Origin of the sequence: Acinetobacter sp. YH12239, assembly GCF_013417635.1 — a bacterium.
In the GTDB taxonomy this organism is placed as follows: domain Bacteria; phylum Pseudomonadota; class Gammaproteobacteria; order Pseudomonadales; family Moraxellaceae; genus Acinetobacter.
The window spans coordinates 244,637-264,388 of sequence record NZ_VPDP01000002.1 but is presented as its reverse complement, the minus strand read 5'-3'; the positions used below and the strand labels follow the sequence as shown (position 1 = coordinate 264,388).

The 19,752-nt window shown below is 39.4% G+C and carries 18 protein-coding genes; 12 read left to right on the top strand and 6 right to left on the bottom strand.

Translation table 11 applies throughout. The annotated features are described in order from the left end of the window. The first annotated feature begins 26 nt into the window (after positions 1–26). The 4 genes from FTV17_RS03335 (at position 27) to FTV17_RS03320 (ending at position 6,679) form a co-directional block, all read left to right on the top strand. Complete coding sequence (locus FTV17_RS03335; RefSeq protein WP_179998162.1) at positions 27–1,346, top strand: TolC family protein; 1,320 nt, start codon at positions 27–29, stop codon at positions 1,344–1,346. Position 1,347: 1 nt separating this feature from the next. Next, positions 1,348–2,565, top strand: a complete 1,218-nt coding sequence (locus tag FTV17_RS03330) for an efflux RND transporter periplasmic adaptor subunit (RefSeq protein WP_179998161.1) — start codon at positions 1,348–1,350, stop codon at positions 2,563–2,565. Further along, positions 2,555–5,698, top strand: coding sequence for an efflux RND transporter permease subunit (locus FTV17_RS03325; RefSeq protein WP_179998160.1), 3,144 nt, complete (start codon positions 2,555–2,557; stop codon positions 5,696–5,698). The genes FTV17_RS03330 and FTV17_RS03325 overlap by 11 nt, the downstream gene beginning before the upstream one ends. Positions 5,699–5,773: 75 nt before the next feature. Further along, positions 5,774–6,679: a cation diffusion facilitator family transporter gene (locus tag FTV17_RS03320; RefSeq protein ID WP_179998159.1), complete on the top strand. Its 906-nt coding sequence runs from the start codon at positions 5,774–5,776 to the stop codon at positions 6,677–6,679. 50 nt (positions 6,680–6,729) lie between these two features. On the opposite strand, the gene FTV17_RS03315 is transcribed toward FTV17_RS03320, so the two are convergent. Next, on the bottom strand, positions 6,730–8,145 hold the full coding sequence (locus FTV17_RS03315) for an LLM class flavin-dependent oxidoreductase (protein ID WP_179998158.1): 1,416 nt from the start codon (positions 8,143–8,145) through the stop codon (positions 6,730–6,732). Positions 8,146–8,352: 207 nt separating this feature from the next. Here FTV17_RS03315 and FTV17_RS03310 point away from each other — a divergent pair, with 207 nt between their 5' ends. Both FTV17_RS03310 and FTV17_RS03305 read left to right on the top strand, forming a co-directional pair. After that, positions 8,353–9,603 (top strand): SfnB family sulfur acquisition oxidoreductase, encoded by a 1,251-nt coding sequence (locus FTV17_RS03310; protein ID WP_179998157.1) that lies wholly within the window; start codon positions 8,353–8,355, stop codon positions 9,601–9,603. A 13-nt stretch (positions 9,604–9,616) separates the two neighbouring features. Next, the gene (locus tag FTV17_RS03305; protein WP_179998156.1) at positions 9,617–10,879 is read left to right on the top strand and encodes an acyl-CoA dehydrogenase family protein; all 1,263 of its coding nucleotides are present in this window, start codon (positions 9,617–9,619) and stop codon (positions 10,877–10,879) included. 161 nt (positions 10,880–11,040) lie between these two features. Here FTV17_RS03305 and FTV17_RS03300 read toward each other — a convergent pair whose 3' ends face one another. Then, a complete protein-coding gene (locus FTV17_RS03300; RefSeq protein ID WP_179998155.1) occupies positions 11,041–12,360 on the bottom strand; it encodes an acyl-CoA dehydrogenase family protein in 1,320 nt (439 codons plus the stop codon). 197 nt (positions 12,361–12,557) lie between these two features. On the opposite strand from FTV17_RS03300, the gene FTV17_RS03295 reads away from it, so the two are divergent. Next, the gene (locus FTV17_RS03295; RefSeq protein ID WP_035263811.1) at positions 12,558–12,767 is read left to right on the top strand and encodes a hypothetical protein; all 210 of its coding nucleotides are present in this window, start codon (positions 12,558–12,560) and stop codon (positions 12,765–12,767) included. 47 nt (positions 12,768–12,814) lie between these two features. Here the strand turns inward: FTV17_RS03295 and bioB are convergent, their stop codons facing one another. Together bioB and queG are read right to left on the bottom strand one after the other, a co-directional pair. Next, a complete protein-coding gene (bioB, locus tag FTV17_RS03290) occupies positions 12,815–13,804 on the bottom strand; it encodes a biotin synthase BioB (protein WP_179998154.1) in 990 nt (329 codons plus the stop codon). A gap of 290 nt (positions 13,805–14,094) precedes the next feature. Continuing rightward, the gene (gene queG / locus FTV17_RS03285) at positions 14,095–15,198 is read right to left on the bottom strand and encodes a tRNA epoxyqueuosine(34) reductase QueG (RefSeq protein ID WP_179998153.1); all 1,104 of its coding nucleotides are present in this window, start codon (positions 15,196–15,198) and stop codon (positions 14,095–14,097) included. A 20-nt stretch (positions 15,199–15,218) separates the two neighbouring features. Here queG and FTV17_RS03280 point away from each other — a divergent pair, with 20 nt between their 5' ends. Together FTV17_RS03280 and FTV17_RS03275 are read left to right on the top strand one after the other, a co-directional pair. Next, positions 15,219–16,730, top strand: coding sequence for an NAD(P)H-hydrate dehydratase (locus tag FTV17_RS03280; protein WP_179998152.1), 1,512 nt, complete (start codon positions 15,219–15,221; stop codon positions 16,728–16,730). A gap of 15 nt (positions 16,731–16,745) precedes the next feature. After that, positions 16,746–17,024 carry an acylphosphatase gene (locus FTV17_RS03275; protein ID WP_179998151.1) on the top strand — a complete coding sequence of 93 codons (279 nt, stop codon included), beginning with the start codon at positions 16,746–16,748 and terminating at the stop codon, positions 17,022–17,024. 23 nt (positions 17,025–17,047) lie between these two features. On the opposite strand, the gene ruvC is transcribed toward FTV17_RS03275, so the two are convergent. Further along, the gene (gene ruvC, locus FTV17_RS03270; RefSeq protein WP_179998150.1) at positions 17,048–17,593 is read right to left on the bottom strand and encodes a crossover junction endodeoxyribonuclease RuvC; all 546 of its coding nucleotides are present in this window, start codon (positions 17,591–17,593) and stop codon (positions 17,048–17,050) included. 122 nt (positions 17,594–17,715) lie between these two features. On the opposite strand from ruvC, the gene FTV17_RS03265 reads away from it, so the two are divergent. Then, positions 17,716–18,300, top strand: a complete 585-nt coding sequence (locus tag FTV17_RS03265; RefSeq protein WP_179998149.1) for an FxsA family protein — start codon at positions 17,716–17,718, stop codon at positions 18,298–18,300. 106 nt (positions 18,301–18,406) lie between these two features. Further along, positions 18,407–19,048 carry a LysE family transporter gene (locus FTV17_RS03260; RefSeq protein WP_179998148.1) on the top strand — a complete coding sequence of 214 codons (642 nt, stop codon included), beginning with the start codon at positions 18,407–18,409 and terminating at the stop codon, positions 19,046–19,048. Here FTV17_RS03260 and FTV17_RS03255 read toward each other — a convergent pair. After that, on the bottom strand, positions 18,992–19,201 hold the full coding sequence (locus FTV17_RS03255) for a hypothetical protein (protein WP_179998147.1): 210 nt from the start codon (positions 19,199–19,201) through the stop codon (positions 18,992–18,994). The genes FTV17_RS03260 and FTV17_RS03255 overlap by 57 nt on opposite strands. A gap of 307 nt (positions 19,202–19,508) precedes the next feature. On the opposite strand from FTV17_RS03255, the gene FTV17_RS03250 reads away from it, so the two are divergent. After that, entirely contained in the window at positions 19,509–19,751 is a 243-nt protein-coding gene (locus FTV17_RS03250; protein ID WP_035263796.1) for a hypothetical protein, read from the top strand. Position 19,752 lies beyond the last annotated feature (1 nt).

The following is a 19,752-nucleotide window of genomic DNA, read 5'->3' as shown; positions in this document are numbered from 1 at the left end:
TATTTTTAAATTAGTGGGAAATTCACATGTCTTTTAAATTAAAACATTCCATTCGATTATGGCTGGTTTTAGGTTCGCTTAGTTTGGGTGCAAATGCTCAAGCAATGACAGTCAATTCGCTTGAACAAGCACTCGTTCAAGTGTCTCAATATCAACAATCAGAACAGATTTGGCAGCAACGACAACATATGTCAGAACTTGCTGTCAAGCAAAGTGGACTTTGGCAAAACCCGTCCATCAATCTCTCTCGAGATGGTTTTGGTTCGAGTCAAGATCAAGAATTGAGCCTTGGTATTAGTCAGCCGATAGACATTTTTGGTCAAAGACGGATTCAAAAAAATATAGCGCGTTTGGCTGGGCAACAAAATGAATTGCAAGAAAAGTTGTGGGAAGCACAAAGCCAATTAATCGTGAAGTATGCTTGGTCACAGTTTTTAATTTCGCAATCTGAAGCACAAATTCAAAAGTCTCAACTGCAAGTCAGTCGTGAAACTTTAGACAGCGCTAAAAAACGATATCAGGCAGGAAGCATAGCCTTGGTTGAGTATGAACGAGTGCAGATTGAAGCGGCAGAAAATGAACGCAATTATCAGCAAGCCATTTTAAATAAAGAAATTGCAAAACGTAATCTTTCTAATCTCTGGGGAGAAACTGAAGCAGAGGTGAAGGTTGATTCAAATCGGATTTATTGGCCTGACCAAGTTGAACAGAATGTTCAAAATTATATTTCTGCAGGTTATTTAGAAAAGCTTTATGCACTCAATGTTGTGCAGGCTAATCAACGAATTGAGCAGCTTAAAGTAAAAGCAAAACCAAATCCAAACTTGAATGTAGGGATGACGCGAACAAAAGCGCCCAATGAGACAAACGATACTAGTTTATCTGTGGGTGTCGATATTCCGTTCAATATTTTTAATCGTCAGCAATACCAAATTCCGCTTGCCCAACGCCAGCAATCTCTACTTGAGCGTCAACAACAAAGAGAACTCAAACAACAAATTTTAGAGATTGCAAACTCATTTCATCAGGTGCGTGGCTTAAAACTGCAGTATGACGCTGTACTGAGACAAAAAGACTTGTCTGAAAAAGTACAGATGCGCTCTTTGCTCGGTTTTAAAAATGGAAAACTTTCAATCACTGAGGTGCAACAAGCAACGACACAATTACAAAATATTCGGCTCAGTCAAATTCAGCTCTTAAGAGAGGCATGGCAAACCGCACTTACTGCTGAGGCATTAAGTATTGGTACCAGTTATGAACAAATTAGTCGTTCGGATGCCTATACCCAATTACTCAAAGAGGCTGTGTCACAGTCAGAAAATTTCATCAATATAGGGGCAGAATAAAATGAGATCTATACAACAAGGAAAAATAAACCAAGCATTCCTCATCGCCCTGATTATTGGGGTGACGGTAGTTATCGGGATTTGGATTTTTTTCAAAGATAATAAGAAAACAGCAATTGTTGAGAGTGAAGAGCAAGCTGAAACGTCGAATGGCGCAGAAGCTGAGCATGCAGAAGAAGATGAGATTGAACTCACATCTAAACAGTTGGTAGAACATGGTATCAAGATAGAATCAGCTCAATTAGGTGCAATTCCGCGATACACAAACTTGCCTGCAAAATTGATGGTAAATACAGACCAACAAGCGCATATTTCCCCTAATTTTGCTGGTCATGTTGAGCAAGTGAATGTAGCACTGGGACAAGAAGTGACTAAAGGTCAAGTACTTGCAGTATTAAGTGTCCCAGAACTTATTGACCAACAAGCGAATTTGAGAATGGCGCAATCCAATTTAGATTTGGCACATCAAGATTTGCAACGTGAACAACAGATGTGGTCGCAGGGGATCTCCGCAAAACAGGATTTGCAACGTGCTGAAAATTCATATCGTCAATCACAAATCGCAGTGCAAAGTGCCAATGCACGTTTACAAGCTTTGGGAGCTTCAGCAGGTTCGAATGGTCGTTTTACCATTCGTTCGCCAATCTCGGGCGTGATCAGCCAAAAAGACATTGTGGTGGGTGAAAATGTGCAACTTGCAGATCAGATTTTCATCATCGAACAATTAAAAGATTTATGGCTCGAATTTGTGTTACCTGCAGATGCGAGTAATCAAATTCGTGCACAACAAAATATTCAATTTAAATCTTTACAGTCAGGTCAGACTTATACAGCTCTTGTGCAATCGTTAACGCCGCAAGCAGATGCGCAGACTGGCCGCTTGATTGTTCGCGCTAAAGTTCAAGGAAAGGCAAGTGAGTTAAGACCAAATTTGATGGTAAATGTTGAACTTCAAAGTCCCGATGCATCGAATGTATTACGCGTTGCAAAAAATGCAGTGCAACAAATCGAAGGTAAATCAGCAGTATTTATTGTTACAGAACAAAAAAATGGAAAACTCCACTTTAAAGCGCAACCCATTGAAGTAGGTGAAATGTCTTCAGATGGTCAATGGGCAGAAATTAAGTTTGGTCTTCAGACGGGGCAAAAATATGTCAATCAAGGCAGCTTCTTACTGAAATCGGAGTTAGAAAAAGGAGAAGCTGACCATGGGCACTAATCATGACATGCCGAAGGCTGAAGGGCTATTTGAGCGAATTATTCAGTTTTCAATTCAACATGCGATTTGGATCATGCTGTTTGCTTGTGCTTGGATTGCTGTTGGAGTTTATAGTTATCAAAAATTGCCAATTGATGCAGTTCCAGACATTACCAATACACAGGTTCAAATTAATACCCAAGCCAATGGATTTACTGCGCTCGAAGTTGAGCAACGCATTACGTATTCAATTGAAAATGCCATGGCAGGGATACCAGATCTTGAATTAACACGTTCGATCTCTAGGTATGGTTTATCTCAGGTCACCATTGTATTCAAAGATGGCACAGATATTTACTGGGCACGTCAACAAATCAATCAGCGTGTGCAAGAGGTTCAATCCGAATTACCTGATGATATCGCACCTACCATGTCTCCAGTATCTACGGGGCTGGGTGAAATTTATCAATGGGTACTAAAAGCTGAGCCAAAGGCTAAAAAACCTGATGGTTCTTCATACACAGCAATGGATTTACGCGAAATTCAAGATTGGATCGTGCGTCCACAATTGCAACGCGTAAAAGGCGTTGCTGAGGTGAATAGTATTGGAGGATTCAATAAAACATATGTTGTTTCGCCAGACTTGAATCGTATGCAACAACTACAAGTCAGTTTGACGCAACTTCAACAAGTTCTTACTGAGAACAATGAAAATCGTGGAGCAGGATTTATTGAAGATGGAGGTCAACAACTTACAGTACGAGTTCCTGGAACACTGAATACGATACAGGATATTGAAAATACAACGGTGGTTACCTTAAATGGAAATCCTGTCCGTGTTTCAGATATTGCTTCAGTGTCGATTGGACATGATCTTAGAACAGGCGGAGCGACCTATAACGGAGAAGAAACCGTACTCGGCATCGCCATGATGATGATGGGTGAAAACAGCCGTAGTGTTGCACAGGCTGTTGATCAAAAAATTCAAAAAATTCAAACCACACTGCCCGAAGGCGTAAAAATTGAAACTGTTTACGATCGTACCACCTTAGTCGAGAAAGCCATTAAGACAGTTCAAAAGAACTTAGTCGAAGGGGCGATTTTGGTGATTGTGATTTTATTCATTTTCTTGGGAAATATTCGAGCAGCTTTAATTACAGCATGCGTGATTCCACTTTCGATGTTATTTACATTATCTGGCATGGCACAGCAAAAGATTAGTGCCAACCTTATGAGTTTAGGTGCGCTAGATTTCGGAATTATTGTAGATGGGGCGGTGGTAATTGTCGAAAACTGTATTCGCCGATTAGCTCATGCCCAAGAACAGTTTAAACGACCTTTAACCCGTTCAGAGCGATTTAAAGAAGTATTCCTTGCTGCTCGTCAAGCGCGCCGCCCTTTGATTTTTGGTCAAACGATTATTTTAGTGGTGTACTTGCCCATTTTTGCTTTAAGTGGTGTTGAAGCAAAAATGTTTCATCCTATGGCACTCACCGTAGTATTAGCACTTATTGCTGCGATCATTTTATCCATCACTTTTGTTCCTGCAGCGGTAGCCTTATTTGTAACAGGTGAAGTAAAAGAAACTGAAAGTAGATGGATGTTATGGTTAAAGAAAAGATATCTAAAAGCATTAGATATGACTTATTTATATCGAACGGTCATGTTAACGCTCGCAGTCAGTATTTTGGTTTTAACAGGGTTATTGGCGACACGTTTAGGAAGTGAATTCGCACCGCAATTAAGCGAAGGTGATTTTGCAATTCAACAAATGCGTTCACCCAGTACCAGCTTAGAAGAATCATTAAGAATGCAGGAAATGACTGAGAAACTTTTGCTTCAAAATTTTCCAGAAATTAAAAATGTTTTCGCACGAACGGGTACTGCTGAAGTGGCCACAGATGTGATGCCACCCAATATCTCAGATGGATTCATTATGTTGAAATCTCGCCAAGAGTGGCCGAATCCCAAAGAAAGCTTAGATGATTTAAGGTCACGTATTGAAACTTTTTTGGAGACTTTGCCTGGCAACAATAGTGAATTTTCTCAACCCATTGAACTGCGTTTTAATGAGCTCATTTCTGGGGTGCGCAGTGACATAGGTATAAAAATTTTTGGCGATGATATGCAGGTGTTAAACGATGAAGCTGCCAAAATTGCCAAGATTGTGCAAAAAATCAGTGGCAGTACCGCAGTCAAAGTAGAACAGACTTCAGGTTTACCCTTGTTAAATATAGATGTAAATCGTTCTTTAGCAGCGCAATATGGTCTTTCGGTTCGTGAAATACAAAATTTAGTCGCTTCAAGTATCGGTGGTCAACAAGTCGGTGAAATTCTACAAGGCGACCGCCGTTTTGATTTTGTTATTCGACTTAGCGATCAAGATCGAACAGTCATGGGTATTGCACAATTACCCATACAACTCCCCAATGGTGGGACAGTAAGACTGGCAGATGTGGCTACAGTTTCAAATATTGATGGTATGAATCAGGTGAGTCGTGAAAATGGCAAGCGTAGGATTATTGTGACGGCAAATGTTGAAGGGCGAGATCTGGGTTCATTTGTCCAAGAGTTGCAATCTAGCCTCACGACATATGTATTACCGAGTGGCTATTGGATTGAGTATGGTGGACAGTTTGAGAATTTGGCATCTGCCAAAGCTAGAATGACTATCGTGATTCCATTGGCTTTGATTACGATTTTTATCCTGCTGATGGCTGTATTCAAAAATATAAGAGAAAGTTTATTGGTATTCACGGGCGTACCCTTTGCTCTCACGGGGGGAGTCTTATTTTTATGGTTACGTGATATTCCCATCTCAATGTCTGCCGGTATTGGTTTTATCGCTTTATCAGGTGTCGCTGTTCTGAATGGACTGGTTATGTTGACCTTTATTAAGGAGCTAAGAAGTGAATACAGTTTAAAAGATGCCATTTGGCAAGGTGCAATGTTGCGATTACGTCCTGTGCTGATGACTGCTTTTGTGGCGTCTTTAGGATTTGTTCCAATGGCGCTCGCTACGGGTACGGGTGCTGAAGTACAGCGACCGCTTGCGACAGTGGTTATCGGTGGAATTATTTCATCCACCATACTGACATTGCTACTTTTACCTGTATTGTATAGGTGGATGAATCAAGCAAAAGCAGAACAATAAATTAAACAATAACATTAAGTATATGAATCAGATCCTCACTTTATTTTAAGTGAGGTTTCTGATGAGGAGTATAAAATGGGTAGTTCGCATAATCATGATCACAGTCATGTGGAAGTCAGTAAAGGCAACGCAAAGAAACTGACTTTTGCACTCGCTTTAACCACGACCTTTCTAATTGTTGAGGTCGTTGCAGCATTCATTACCCAAAGTTTAGCTTTATTGTCTGATGCTGCACATATGTTTACTGATGCTGCCGCTTTAGCCATCGCGTTGGTTGCAATTAAGATTGGTCAAAAACCTGCAGACAACAAGCGAACTTTTGGATATCAACGGTTTGAAATTTTGGCAGCTCTATTTAATGCAGTGATGTTATTTATCGTTGCAATTTATATTTTGATAGAAGCGATTCATCGATTAAGTAATCCTCCTGAAATTCAGAGTGTTGGAATGATGATAGTCGCCGTCATTGGCTTAATCATTAATTTAATTTCGATGAAGATTCTTTTTTCGAGTAGTAAAGATAGCCTCAATGTCAAAGGTGCATATCTAGAAGTATTAAGTGATGCACTTGGTTCTGTAGGTGTGATCATCGGTGCTGTGATTATTTATTTTACAGGCTGGGTACTTATTGACACGATTATCGCAGTCCTGATCGGATTTTGGGTCTTACCACGTGCTTGGATTCTCGCCAAGCAAAGTGTAAATATCCTACTTGAAGGTGTGCCTGATGAGATTGATATTGAAAAGCTCCGTACAGATTTATTATCGCTTGAAGGAGTTAAGGACATTCACCAATTAAAAGTTTGGGCGATCACATCCAAAAAAGTCATGCTCACAGTTCATTTGGTTGCACCGAATGTCGATCCTAAACGTTTACATCAACAAGCTTTTGAAATGTTAAGTCATGATCATCATATTACTGAAATGACCTTGCAGATAGAAGATGATGCATATCACCATGAACTAGAACATCAGCATTAAAAAAAGCCCCCGAAAGGGGCTTTTTTTAGATTTAGAGAATTTAAATGGATCTACACAGATTCAAGTGTTGCGGTTTGGGTTGTGGTGTGCAGCCCATTCGTTGATGACCTACGGTATTGAGCACCACGATGATCATCTGGAAGTAATGGTCCATGACCAAACAACTTTTCTCTAAGCGTCCCCTTGGTGTATTCTGTAGGATAAACACCGCGACGTTGTAACTCAGGAACGACGTATTTGACCACGTCTTCAAAAGATTGATGTGCCAAAATATAAGCCAAATTGAATCCATCAATGCCAGTTTCATCCACCCATTCTTGAAGACGATCGGCTACTGTGCTTGGTGAGCCGACAATCACGGGGCCATTTCCACCTACACTGGTCCATTTTGCAATTTCTTCAATGGTCCAAACTTTATCTGGATCTGCTTCTACGTAAGATTGCAACATAGACTGAATGGCATTGGTATGAATATATTCAACCTGGTCTGTAGCTTTGAATTGTGAAAAATCTACACCAGACCAGCCTGAAGCGAGTGTTAATCCACCATCATAACTACCGTAAGATTGATACTCTGCAAATTTAGCCTGCGCTTTCTCATCAGTTTCATCGACCACAATCGCAAACATCGTATAAATTAAAACTGCGTTTGGATCTTTACCTTCCTCAATAAGATTCTGACGAATTCCTTGTGCTAACTTTTTTACAGCAACTTTCGTTGGTGCAGATATAAATACGCATTCTGCATTTTGACTGGCAAATTTTTGTCCACGCTTTGATGCACCTGCTTGGTATAATACAGGTGTGCGTTGCGGAGAAGGTTCACAGATATGAATACCTGGCACGCTAAAATATTTACCTTCATGTTGGATTGGATGAACTTTGGTATGATCCGCAAAAATACCAGCGGCTTTGTCGCGTCGTACCGCATCATTTTCCCAAGAACCCTCCCAAAGTTTATATAAAACTTCCAGATACTCGTCTGCAATATCATAACGATTGTCGTGACTTACTTGGGTTTTTAAACCTAAGTTTTTGGATCCGCTTTCTAGATATGAAGTCACAATATTCCAACCCGCGCGACCTTTGGTGAGATGATCCAACGTGCTCATACGTCGTGCGAAGGGATAAGGATGTTCGAATGAAATAGAGGTGGTTACGCCAAAGCCTAAATGTTGGGTGACTGCTGCCATTGCTGGAACAATTTGAATTGGATCATTCACAGGAACTTGAACAGCACCATTTAAAGCATGTTGAGCCGATTGATGATACACATCATAAATACCCAAAACATCTGCAAGAAAAATACCGTCAAAAATACCTTTTTCTAATATTTTTGCTAAATCAGTCCAATATTTCAAATCTTTATATTCCGTAGAGCGATCGAGCGGATGACGCCATAAGCCTGGGGACTGATGTGCAATGCAATTCATTTCAAAAGCATTAAATCGTATATGTTTAGTCATAATGAAAATATAAAATAATTAAATGTTTATATTCTGATTATATGAAATATCATACTTATTATTTAATGAGAAAAACTGCAATATTCATAATAAAAAAATAAATGATTTATTTTGTTTGAAATTAGATTAGTAAATAAAATAATCGTATAAAAAATTAAAATAATTAGTGCTAGTTTAATTTTATTCAATTTTTTTGAAGAGAATAAAATGACTGCACAAATAGATATAAAATTGCATGAGGCTGAAATTTCAAAAGAATTCTACCAAATTCATCAGCCAGCGCATGTGATTAAGACAGATGAAGAAGCGATTCAAATCGCACAACAGCTCGCTGAAGATTTTGCAAAGGAAGCCTCCATTCGTGATCATGAACGCCGTTTACCTTTGAGTGAAATTAACAAGTACTCTCAATCAGGGCTTTGGGCAATTAATATTCCAAAGCAATATGGCGGTGCAGGAGCGAGCTACAAGACTCTCGCTGAAGTTGTTAAAACCATTTCTAGCGCTGATCCATCACTAGGTCAAATCGCACAAAATCATTGGGTGTTTCTAGAGCATATCCGTTTAGATGCCACCGAAGAACAAAAACAATTCTTTTTTAAAGCAGTGCTTGGTGGAGAGCGTTTGGGGAATGCTTTCTCAGAAAAAGGGTCAAAGACGGTTGCCGATCTCACCACAAAAATCGAATTTGATGCTTCTGGTAATGGGATTGTGAATGGTCAAAAATTCTTTGCGACTGGAGCTTTACTGGCACACCGCATTCCGGTTGTTGCGATTGATGCTGAAGGAAAACCATTTGCTGCAATCGTGCCACAAGGGACAGAAGGTGTAAAAATTACCAATGATTGGAGTGGGTTTGGTCAGCGTACAACGGTCAGTGGATCAGTCGAATTAAACAACGTTAAAGTGGATGCAAAATTTATCGTTCCAATTTATCAAGCTTTTGTAAGACCGACTGCAGCTGGAGCAATTTCTCAATTTATTCAAGCTGCTGTAGATGCTGGGATTGCGCGTGGTGCGATTCAAGAAACGATTCATTACGTTCGTAACTTTGCACGTCCATGGATTGATTCAGGTTTAGATAAAGCAAGTTCAGATCCATATACCATTGCTAATATTGGTGAATTGAAAATTAAGCTGCGTGCTGCTGAAGCCGTTCTGGATTTGGCAGGATTAGCGCTTAATTTAGCACTTGCTGAACCGACCGAAGATCATATTAATGAAGCAACATTGCTCGTGGCTGAAGCAAAAGTCTTAACGACTGATATTGCGATTTTAGCAGCGAATAAATTATTTGAGCTTTCTGGCACGCGTTCGACCTTATCAGAATTAAATTTAGATCGTTATTGGCGCAATGCCAGAACACACACTTTGCATGATCCCGTGCGTTGGAAATACAACATTGTAGGAAATTATTTTCTAAATGATGTCCCACCACCACGTCATCCATGGAGCTAAGGAGAAATTTATTATGACTATATTACACCAGAATGAAGAACTTTCACTTGGTGCCAACTATGAAGAGGTTGCAGCAAAGTTTCGACCGATTTTTAAGCGGATTGCAGAAGGGGTTGTTCAACGAGAAGCCGATCGTAATTTGCCTCATGAACAAATTAAATGGTTAAACGATGCAGGTTTTGGTGCATTACGTGTGCCAAAAAAATATGGCGGTGCAGGTTTTACCCAACAGCAACTTTTCCAAATCTTAATCGAGTTGGCGACAGCGGATTCAAACATTGTGCAAGCTTTACGTGGACATTTTGCATTTGTCGAAGACCGTTTAGTGGCGCATAAAGATCAATCACAAGCGTTTTGGTTTAAGCGGTTTGTAAATGGTGAAATCGCAGGAAATGCTTGGACAGAAGTCGGTAATGTTGAGATAGGCGACGTCATTACCCGTGTTAAGCAAAACCAACAAGGCGAATATGAAGTTTCAGGAGAAAAGTTCTATTCTACAGGCACTATTTTTGCCGACTGGATTGATCTTTTTGCTTATGACGAAACCACTGATCAGCATGTGATTGCAGCGGTCTCAACTAAAGCTAATGGAATTAAAGTACATGATGATTGGGATGGATTTGGTCAAAAAACCACTGGAAGCGGGACGCTAAAAATCAACCAAGTGTCGATTGAACGAGATCATATTTACCCGTTTGATCAGCGTTTTAAATATCAAACAGCTTTTTATCAAGTTGTACATCTAGCAACACTGACCGGCATCGCATTTTCTGCGGTGGAAACCTTTAGTGAGGAAGTGCGTAAGCGTACTCGAATCTTTAGCCACGGGAATGCTGATCTTGTCCGTGATGATGCTCAGATTCTACAAGTGATTGGTAAGGCATCTTCCCAAGCATTTGCCAGTCAAGCCATTACTTTAAAAACAGCTGCAGCACTGGATGATGCATATTTAAGTCACTTTAATGCTTCATCTGAAAAAGCTCATGAGATTAACCAAATTGCAGAACTAGAATCTGCTCAAGGGCAGGTAGTCATTTCAGATCTTGTACTTGATTTAACAACTAAACTATTCAATAGTTTGGGCGCTTCAGCCAGCGCTTCATCGAAGCAGTTAGATCGTTTCTGGCGTAATGCACGTGTCGTATCCTCACATAATCCGATTATTTATAAGGAGAAAGTGGTGGGGGCTTTTGTCGTGAATCAAACTGAATTGCCATTTGTATGGCAAATTGGTAATAGTCCTTTGGCGAAACACTTGAAAGCTCAAGTGGCTTAATTGATGTAATTTCTATGATGCTGCTAAGAAGGTCCTGTTAAGGACCTTTTTACTAGCTTCGTAAATAAGAGCTCTAATAGCCTAAGCGATTTAGATAGATCACTTTAAAAAACAATAAAAAAAGACACTAAAAAATAGTGTCTTAACGATTTAAAGCGAGCTTAAGAAGCCTTATCTGTTTGCAGAAGCCCTGATTCATCAACTTTACCGATACGCCATTGATAAGGGGGTAATGCACCATTTACGCTAAAGTCTCCGACAATTCGATCTTTATAAATTCTTGGGTTGTGAGATGCGAGCGTACGAATATTTCGCCAGAAACGATCTAAAGCTAAGTTTTTATCAGTGGCTGATGCTCCTAGAGCATCAAAAATGATGGTCGAAGCATTTAATGCAAGTGTAGTGATAATGGTTTGAGATTGAGCAACCTCTAATTCTGCTATGGCATTTTGATCTGCTTCGAGTTGTTCATTATCATTCAACCCAGCTTCAAAAGCACGTTGTATCGCCTGTGCATTTTTTTCAATAATTGCTGCAGTGGTGTAGGCGACACCACGAATTTGACCCACCACTTGTAGGATTTGAGCATCATTACGGACGTAGGAAGCATTGGCATGTGTATAATTTCTTTCACGTTTATAAACTTCAGCTGATACTTCATAGCTTGCTGCTCTTGTAAGCCCTGAAATAATTGCCAATTGAATCAGTTGATAGAATGCTGCAGAATATTTAAAGCGCTGTTGGTCTCCGATGACATCTTGTTGATTCACAACAACATGATTGAACTTAGTAGTACCACTTGCTGTAAGAATTTGACCAAAACCATTCCAATCATCCACAATCTCAACACCTTCAGCATGTCGAGGGATTAGAATACTGGCTGATTCTCCATACAAATCAGTAATACCCACATCAATCCAGTCTGCATACAAACTTCCTGTGGTATAAAATTTTTGTCCATTCAATACCGTACGTCCCTCAGCATCTTTGGAAAGTCTGGTTTTAAATTCATGAATGGACTCATTTCCACCTTCAGACCATGCGCTTCCAATAATTTGACCTTGAGCCACTCTAGGAAGCCATACAGATTTAAACTGTGGGTCGCGGCTGAGCAGTAAATCTTCTACAAAGCCAAAATGTACGCGAAGTGCCTGTGGTAAATTTGCATCAGCTTCGGCAAGTTCGATTAATAGATTAAATAATTCTGGAATAGTTGCATCAAATCCACCTTGCGAACTGGGTAAGCGAAGTCTCGTAAAACCGATGTCTTTTAACCATTGAATCTGTTCAAAAGCTAAAATTCGCTTTTCTTCGCGTTCTGATCGCGAAGCTTTGATTTTTTCAAATGTTGGTCTAAATAACGAGGCGAGGCTTTCATAACGTGAAGATGGTCCTTGTCCCCATACAGCATTAATTTGTGTGGTCAGTGCGCTGGGACGATGTTGCAATGCAGTTTGAGTTTTTAAATTAACGATACTCATAATACTCAGTCTTTATTTTAAATTGAAATAAAATAATAGCGCTTATAAAATGGGTGAAAATCTATTTATTGTGATATGTAAATATAATATGTTGGATTAATAAAAAATTAGATATTATCTTAAATAAAGAAAATGATATTCAATAAAATGAATTGAGATATAATAATATTGTGACTAGAAAAAAGGATTTAAATTAAATGGGTAAAGATTTTAAATCAAATACTTATATTTGTGATGATCATGCCATAGATACGATTTATTGGTTGATGCACCACCAAGATAGTTATGATCGCTTTGAGTTTGATGCATTTAGTCAAAAAATAACGGTACACCATGCCAATGGAACAGATGAAATTAAGCCAGGACAGTATCTTAATGCCAGTTATGGCATATTGATCACATCATAAAAAAACCGAAGCAAAGCTTCGGTTTTTAATTGAGTGAAGCTTTGAAATTAACTTGCCATTGCATCTATAGTCAGCTCTGATACAGTCGGCTTCGCTTTTTCTGCTTTTAGACCTAACTTATCGAATAACTGCTTATCTTTGCCTTCACCAGCATTAGGTGTCGTTAAAAGCTTTTCACCTGAGAACAAAGAGTTAGCACCTGCCATAAACGCTAAAGCTTGATCAGAATCAGAAAGGGATTCACGACCCGCTGAAAGTCTTATATAACTTTTTGGCATGATAATGCGCGCTACGGCAATAGTGCGAATCCATTCAGTCACATCGAGTTTTTCAACGTCTGCTAAGGGTGTGCCTTCAATCGGCACAAGCATGTTGATTGGTACCGATTCTGGATGAATAGCTAAGGTCGCAAGTTCATGTAATAGACCAATACGATCTTGAGTATCTTCACCTAAGCCAACAATTCCACCGCTACACACTTTCATGCCTGCTTGGCGTACAAAGTCTAAAGTATTTAAACGATCATCATAAGTGCGTGTGGTAATCACATTTGGATAGTACTCACGAGAGGTATCTAAATTGTGATTGTAATAATCTAAACCTGCTTCTTTTAAACGTTCCGCTTGTGATTGATTGAGCATCCCTAAGGTCATACAAGTTTCAAGTCCTAGGGCCTTTACCTCACGTACCATTTCAAGTACATAAGGCATATCGCGTTCATGAGGATTTCGCCATGCAGCACCCATACAAAAACGAGATGATCCAGAAGCGAGAGCTTCTTTGGCTTCATTAATTACTTTTTCAACAGCAATTCTTTTTTCGGCTTCAAGTTTGGAATCATAACGTGCAGATTGAGAACAGTATTTACAATCTTCAGGACATTTACCCGTTTTGATCGATAGTAATGTGCTGACCTGAATGGTATTTGCATCAAAGTATTGACGATGCACGCGTTGTGCTTCGAAAACTAAGTCCATGAAGGGTTGTTCATAGAGTCTTTGTATTTCTTCACGCGTCCAATCATTGCGTACTTGCATAATTTATCCATCAATTAAAAAGCTACTTATTTGATCATACTGTAATTTTAATAATGCAAAATCGTAAAATATGACAATAATGACTCAAAAAAATTATCAAATTCGCCAACTCAATAGAAATTAATCATTGTTGATTTAGTTACAAACTTAACTATTTTTATGCATTTTTCGCCGCAAAATTATTTTTTGGGAACTTGATGCTGAGAACTTGTTGCTAACGTGTGCTTAAAATTTCAGATCATGCTCAAAATGGTGATTTTGTCTTGTCAAGTCATTTTGGAAAAGTACAGTTAATTGTTTCTTTTTGATTGTTGTTCTTGTACTGCCCAGTCAATATGGATTTGCACAATCTCACTAGACTGATTTCTTTTTAGTATCAATTGCTCAATATTGTTTGGATGATACGGTGCATTCCCGATTCCAATCGCAATATTCCGCATAAAGCTTTCATAGCCTGTTCTACGCAGTGGACTGCCTTCTGTGTTGGCTAAGAATGTTGCTTCGTCCCATTGCCATAATTCTATTAAAGAAAGACGATCCAGCCCATGACGGGGATGGAAATCAGCAACCGTTGTGGTTTGTGCGAAACTATTCCAAGGGCAAATCAGCTGGCAATCATCACATCCAAATACGCGATTACCTATGCCGCGGCGTAGTTCTTCAGGAATCACCCCTTGGTATTCAATCGTCAGATAGGCAATACATTTTCGGGCATCTAATTGATATGGCGCTACAATCGCCTGCGTTGGACATATATCAATACATGCTGTACATGATCCGCAATGCGCACTGGCAGGCTCGTCAAAGGGTAATTCAAGAGAACTAAACAGTTCACCGAGTACAAAAAAGGAGCCCGATTTTTTGTGGATGAGCAGGGTATGTTTACCTGTCCAACCCATACCTGCAGATTCAGCGAGTGATTTTTCAAAAATAGGGGCTGAATCGGCGAAAGGTCTTGATTCAAATGGACCGACTTTTTCACGAATAAGGTTTGAGAGTGTTTTTAATTTACCGCGCATGGTTTTATGGTAATCCCGTCCGCGTGCATATCGCGCAATAACGGCAGAATTGGGGAAATCTGGTACTATTCGAGGTTGAGGTCGTTCAACCAAATAATTCATTCTGACGCAGATAATACTTTTTGTATGGGGAACCAAGAGTGTTGGATTAGCACGTTTTTCCAAATTTTCTTCGAGGAACTTCATGTCACCATGAAATCCTTGATCTAAATATGCTTTTAATCGAGGCAATTCATCTTGAGCATCAGGTCGGGCAATGACACAATCAGCGAAGCCCAGTTCCAATGCTTGAGCTTTAATCCAAGCTTTAAGCGCATAAGGATCAAATTGCTGTGTTGGAATACGAGCTGGTATAGATGAGAGAGATTGAGTCATAAATAAAAAAAGGAACGATGATGCATCAACAAGTTTATCACAGCAGTAAGATACAAGCTTGGGAACAGCGCTGGTTTGACGATCAAAATAGTGCTTTTGGTCTTATGCAGCAAGTTGCTTGGATGATGGCACAAGAAATCATCACAATTCTTCAAGGTATTGAAAAAAAGAAAATCCGTATCGCAGTCTGCTGCGGCAAAGGAAATAATGCAGGGGATGGTTATCTTGTTGCGTACTATTTAGCACAGCACTCTTTATCACAACATTGTTCATTCAACCCAAATCTAGAAATCGATATTTTTTCTTTTTCACAAGTCGATCATCACTCGGCTGACTCCTTGCAGAGTGCTTATAAAATGAGTCAATCCATACCACTTAAGCAGTTCACCGATCTGAACCATTGTAAGGGTTATGATGTCTATATTGATGCATTGTTTGGAATTGGAATTAATCGTATTTTAAGTGAAGACTGGCAGAGAATTATCCATCATATTAATGAGCAAGACGGCGTTAAAATTGCGATTGATATGCCGAGTGGTTTAGATGCAAATACAGGTCAACCATTACCAATGGCTATTCATGCTAAGCATACGCTTACCGCACTCGCATATAAGGTAGGGCAATTTGTAGGGCGTGCACAGGATTTTATAGGACATCTAAAACTCATTCCCATTTTACCATGTGACTCAAATTTAAAACCTGTGGCCCGTTTAAGCCCACTCAAAACAATTTTACCGCGACGACACTCTACAGGACATAAAGGAACGTATGGGCATGTGCTCGTGATTGGCGGTCATGCACAAATGGGAGGTGCGGTGATTATGGCGGCTGAAGCTGCATTTGCCGCTGGGGCGGGTAAAGCCACGATCGTGTGTGATGCTAAACATCATTCAGCAATTTTGTCACGATCACCCAATGTAATGGTGCAGGATATTAATCGTTTCGATCCATTACAACGAAAAAATTTGCTGCAGCAAGTCGATTCGATTTGTTTTGGGATGGGGTTGGGACGTGATGATTGGGCAGCTGAGCAATATGATCAATGGATGAGTATTCTGCCCTCTACGAATAAACCGACTGTACTCGATGCTGATGCATTGTGGTTCTTATCTGAAAAGCCCATTCGACTCAATGAGAGAACTTACGCAACGCCACATCCTGGTGAGGCTGCAAAACTTTTACACTCTAGCGTGGCGGAAGTTGAGCATGACCGGATCAAAGCAATTAAACGATTACAAACACTGTATGCAGGTGAATGGGTTTTAAAAGGTGCAGGAAGTTTAACGATTGACGCGCAGCAAACCATTTGGATTTGCACCCAAGGTAATCCAGGAATGGGGACAGGTGGAATGGGGGATATTCTTGCAGGAATGATTGCTAGTCTTAAAGGACAATTGTCTAATTCCATCCAGCTTCATGAAATTGTTAACTTACATGCTATGGCAGGTGATGTATTGGCTCAACAGGGTGAACGTGGTTTGTCGGCTCAGAATATGGCTGAAGCGATTTATCAAATAGTAAATCTAAAATAAAATTCAGGGATAGATATGCGATATTTAAAATTAACGATACAAGGTCTTGTTCAAGGGGTCGGATTTCGTCGCTGGTTTACGGAACAAGCCTTAAAGTTGCATTTAACTGGTTACGTTAAAAATATGGATAATGGGGATGTGGAAGCTGTCATTGTTGGTACATATCAAGATGTAAATGACATGATCAAACTGACCATGGCAGGGCCTCAAAATAGTAAAGTTAAGCAAATCTTCTATGAAGACTTGATTGAAATCACAGAACTTGATTTCGATAGCTTTCAAATTCGCCAATAAGTGCATTGAGTGTCGAGAGACTTTTAACGTCGACGACTATTGCTGCGGCTTCGTCCACGTGCCATTCCACCTAAAGCATTTAAGACGGCCAATTTACTCATACTGCCAGAGGCATGTGCATGGCAAATTGCTGCGGCAAGTGCATCTGCAGCATCGGCTTGTGGTTTAATACTTAAATTAAGTATGCGCATGACCATCATTTGAACCTGTTCTTTATCAGCAGCGCCATAGCCAACAACAGATTGTTTAATTTGACGCGCAGTATATTCAGCCACTTGTAGATCTAAATTGACCAATGCCGCTATAGCTGCACCGCGTGCTTGACCAAGTTTTAAGGCAGAGTCAGGATTGACCGCCATAAAGACCTGTTCCACAGCAGCTTCGGTAGGACCATGAAATTTAACGATTCTTTCAATTCCTGAAAAAATTCGTTTTAGACGCTCAGGCATGTCAGGTGTTTCAGTGCGAATTGTTCCAGCATCAATAAAAGTGAGTTTTTGCCCCTCTTTTTGAATAATACCGTAACCTGTTAGACGTGAACCAGGATCAATTCCGATAATTAATGACATTCCATGACTTTAAAAATAAAATAATGCCCATATTGTTACATAAGCGTATGAAAAAAGCTTGATACAGATTGAGCAGATGATTACGACCCTATATTTAAATTTTTGAGATTAGATTACATTTCATGAAATTAGCTCTTATTGTTTTAATCGGTATAGTCCTTGAAATCTTCGTATGGGTCGGTGTGGGTGATCTAGTCGGAAGTATGTGGTATGTATTCTTCTGGTTTATTGCTGCATTCTTTATTGGTTTAAATATGGTTCGTTCTCATGCATCAGGTTTAATGCCACAGATGCAGCAAATGCAACAAGGTCATATGAGTGCTGATCCGAATTTGACCAATAACTTACCTAAAATTATTGCGGGTATTTTCCTTTTGATTCCGGGGTTAATTTCCGATCTATTCGCCTTACTTATTCTAATTCCACCTGTTCAAACAGCATTTAAAGCGGTGATGATGAAAACCATGATGAAGCGTCAGCAAGCCATGATGGAAAAAATGATGGGTGGTATGATGGGAGATATGGGCGGCATGGGTGGTCAAGCAAATGGTCAGAATCCATTTGCAGATTTAATGCGCCAAATGCAAGAAATGCAGAATCAGCAGCATGGTCGTGGTTCAAATGACTCTACTATCATTGATGGTGAAGCGAGAGAAATTACACCTGAAGCAAAAAAAATTGAAATGAAAGACGTTAATCAAAAGTAAATTACGCATGTTCAAAACCAGACCTAATGTCTGGTTTTTTTAATTTTGTATCTCGATTTTCCTAAAAAACAGTATAATTCAAACAATTTTAATGCATTTTTGATTTATGTCTCTATTACTTACCATCTGTGTCCTGCATCTTGTTGCTCAATTGAGTCCTGGACCTGATATTTTGTTGATTGCCAAATGCGCAGCGTCAACCACAATCGCAAACACGTTGAAAGTTATTTTAGGTATTTCTATTGGAATTTTATTTTGGGTGATTTTAACCTTATCAGGTTTTGCACTTTTGATTGCCCAATTCCCATGGATTCAACAAGTCTTAATGTTAGTCGGTGGTTTATTTTTGGCAAAAATGGGCTGGGCGATGCTAAAGGGTGGTTGGCAAACCTATAAGTCTTTCAAACTTGATGCAATTGATGAAAATCAGTTACCTTTAAAAGCTGAAAAATACTTTCTGATGGGGTTGTTTACAAACCTATCCAATCCTAAAACACTGATTTATTTTAGTAGTGTATTTTCACTTGCCTTAACTGCTTCAGCACCAGAGATGTTGAAAATACAACTTGCAGTCATTATTCCGATTCAAACGTTTTTAACCTTTACGTTTTTGATGGTCGTTTTAGCGCGCCCCAAAATTAAACAGCTCTACCAGCGTTCAGGGCATTACATAGATATGGCATCGGGTGGTCTATTTTTGATCTTTGCAGTCTGGTTGTGGATAGATGCGCTTATTTTGCTTAACTGAATTCTGATCTAACTCTTCTGTTTGAGTCAGAACGAGCGTGTCTTGCTGATAACGTCTTGGTCGCAAAGTTGCTTCAGTATTTTCAGAACCTTGATAAGAGCGACTTCTGTTTGCTCTTTCTCTCAAGCCGCCTTTCTTAATTAATTGAACCATAGTCATATCATCATTTTTTCACTACGTTTATTTTACTTCAATTTATGATTTCCATGCGGATATGATGGGCGAGTGCGTGAATAAAATATGGATAATCTCTAGAAAAAAAAGAATGATAGAGCAGGTTGTCAAAAAAAATTCACATAGATATCTGATAATACAAAATATTGAATGAAGTCATAGATGGTTGCTGTTTTATAGCTACATCATGAGGTTGATTATTGGTGAAGGCTTATATAGTATAAATATTAGCCTCTAAGGTGATGTAGATAAAAATAAAAAAGACAGTCAAATCGGGAGGATGAGTATGCTGTATCAGTATCATTGTGCGTGTTGCGACAAGGTGGTTGCTTCGACAGACAAAGTGTGTTCTGAATGTGGATCACAAAATATTAGAACACCTTATGGTTTTTGGATATTTTGTATTATTGCTTGTTTAGCCGCAGCCATTGTGTTTAAAGTGGCCCATTTATATTTACAAGATAACCAAAATGTTCCTGTGAAGCAGTCGTTTTTGGACACGCTTCATCAAAGTGATAAAGCAAATTGAA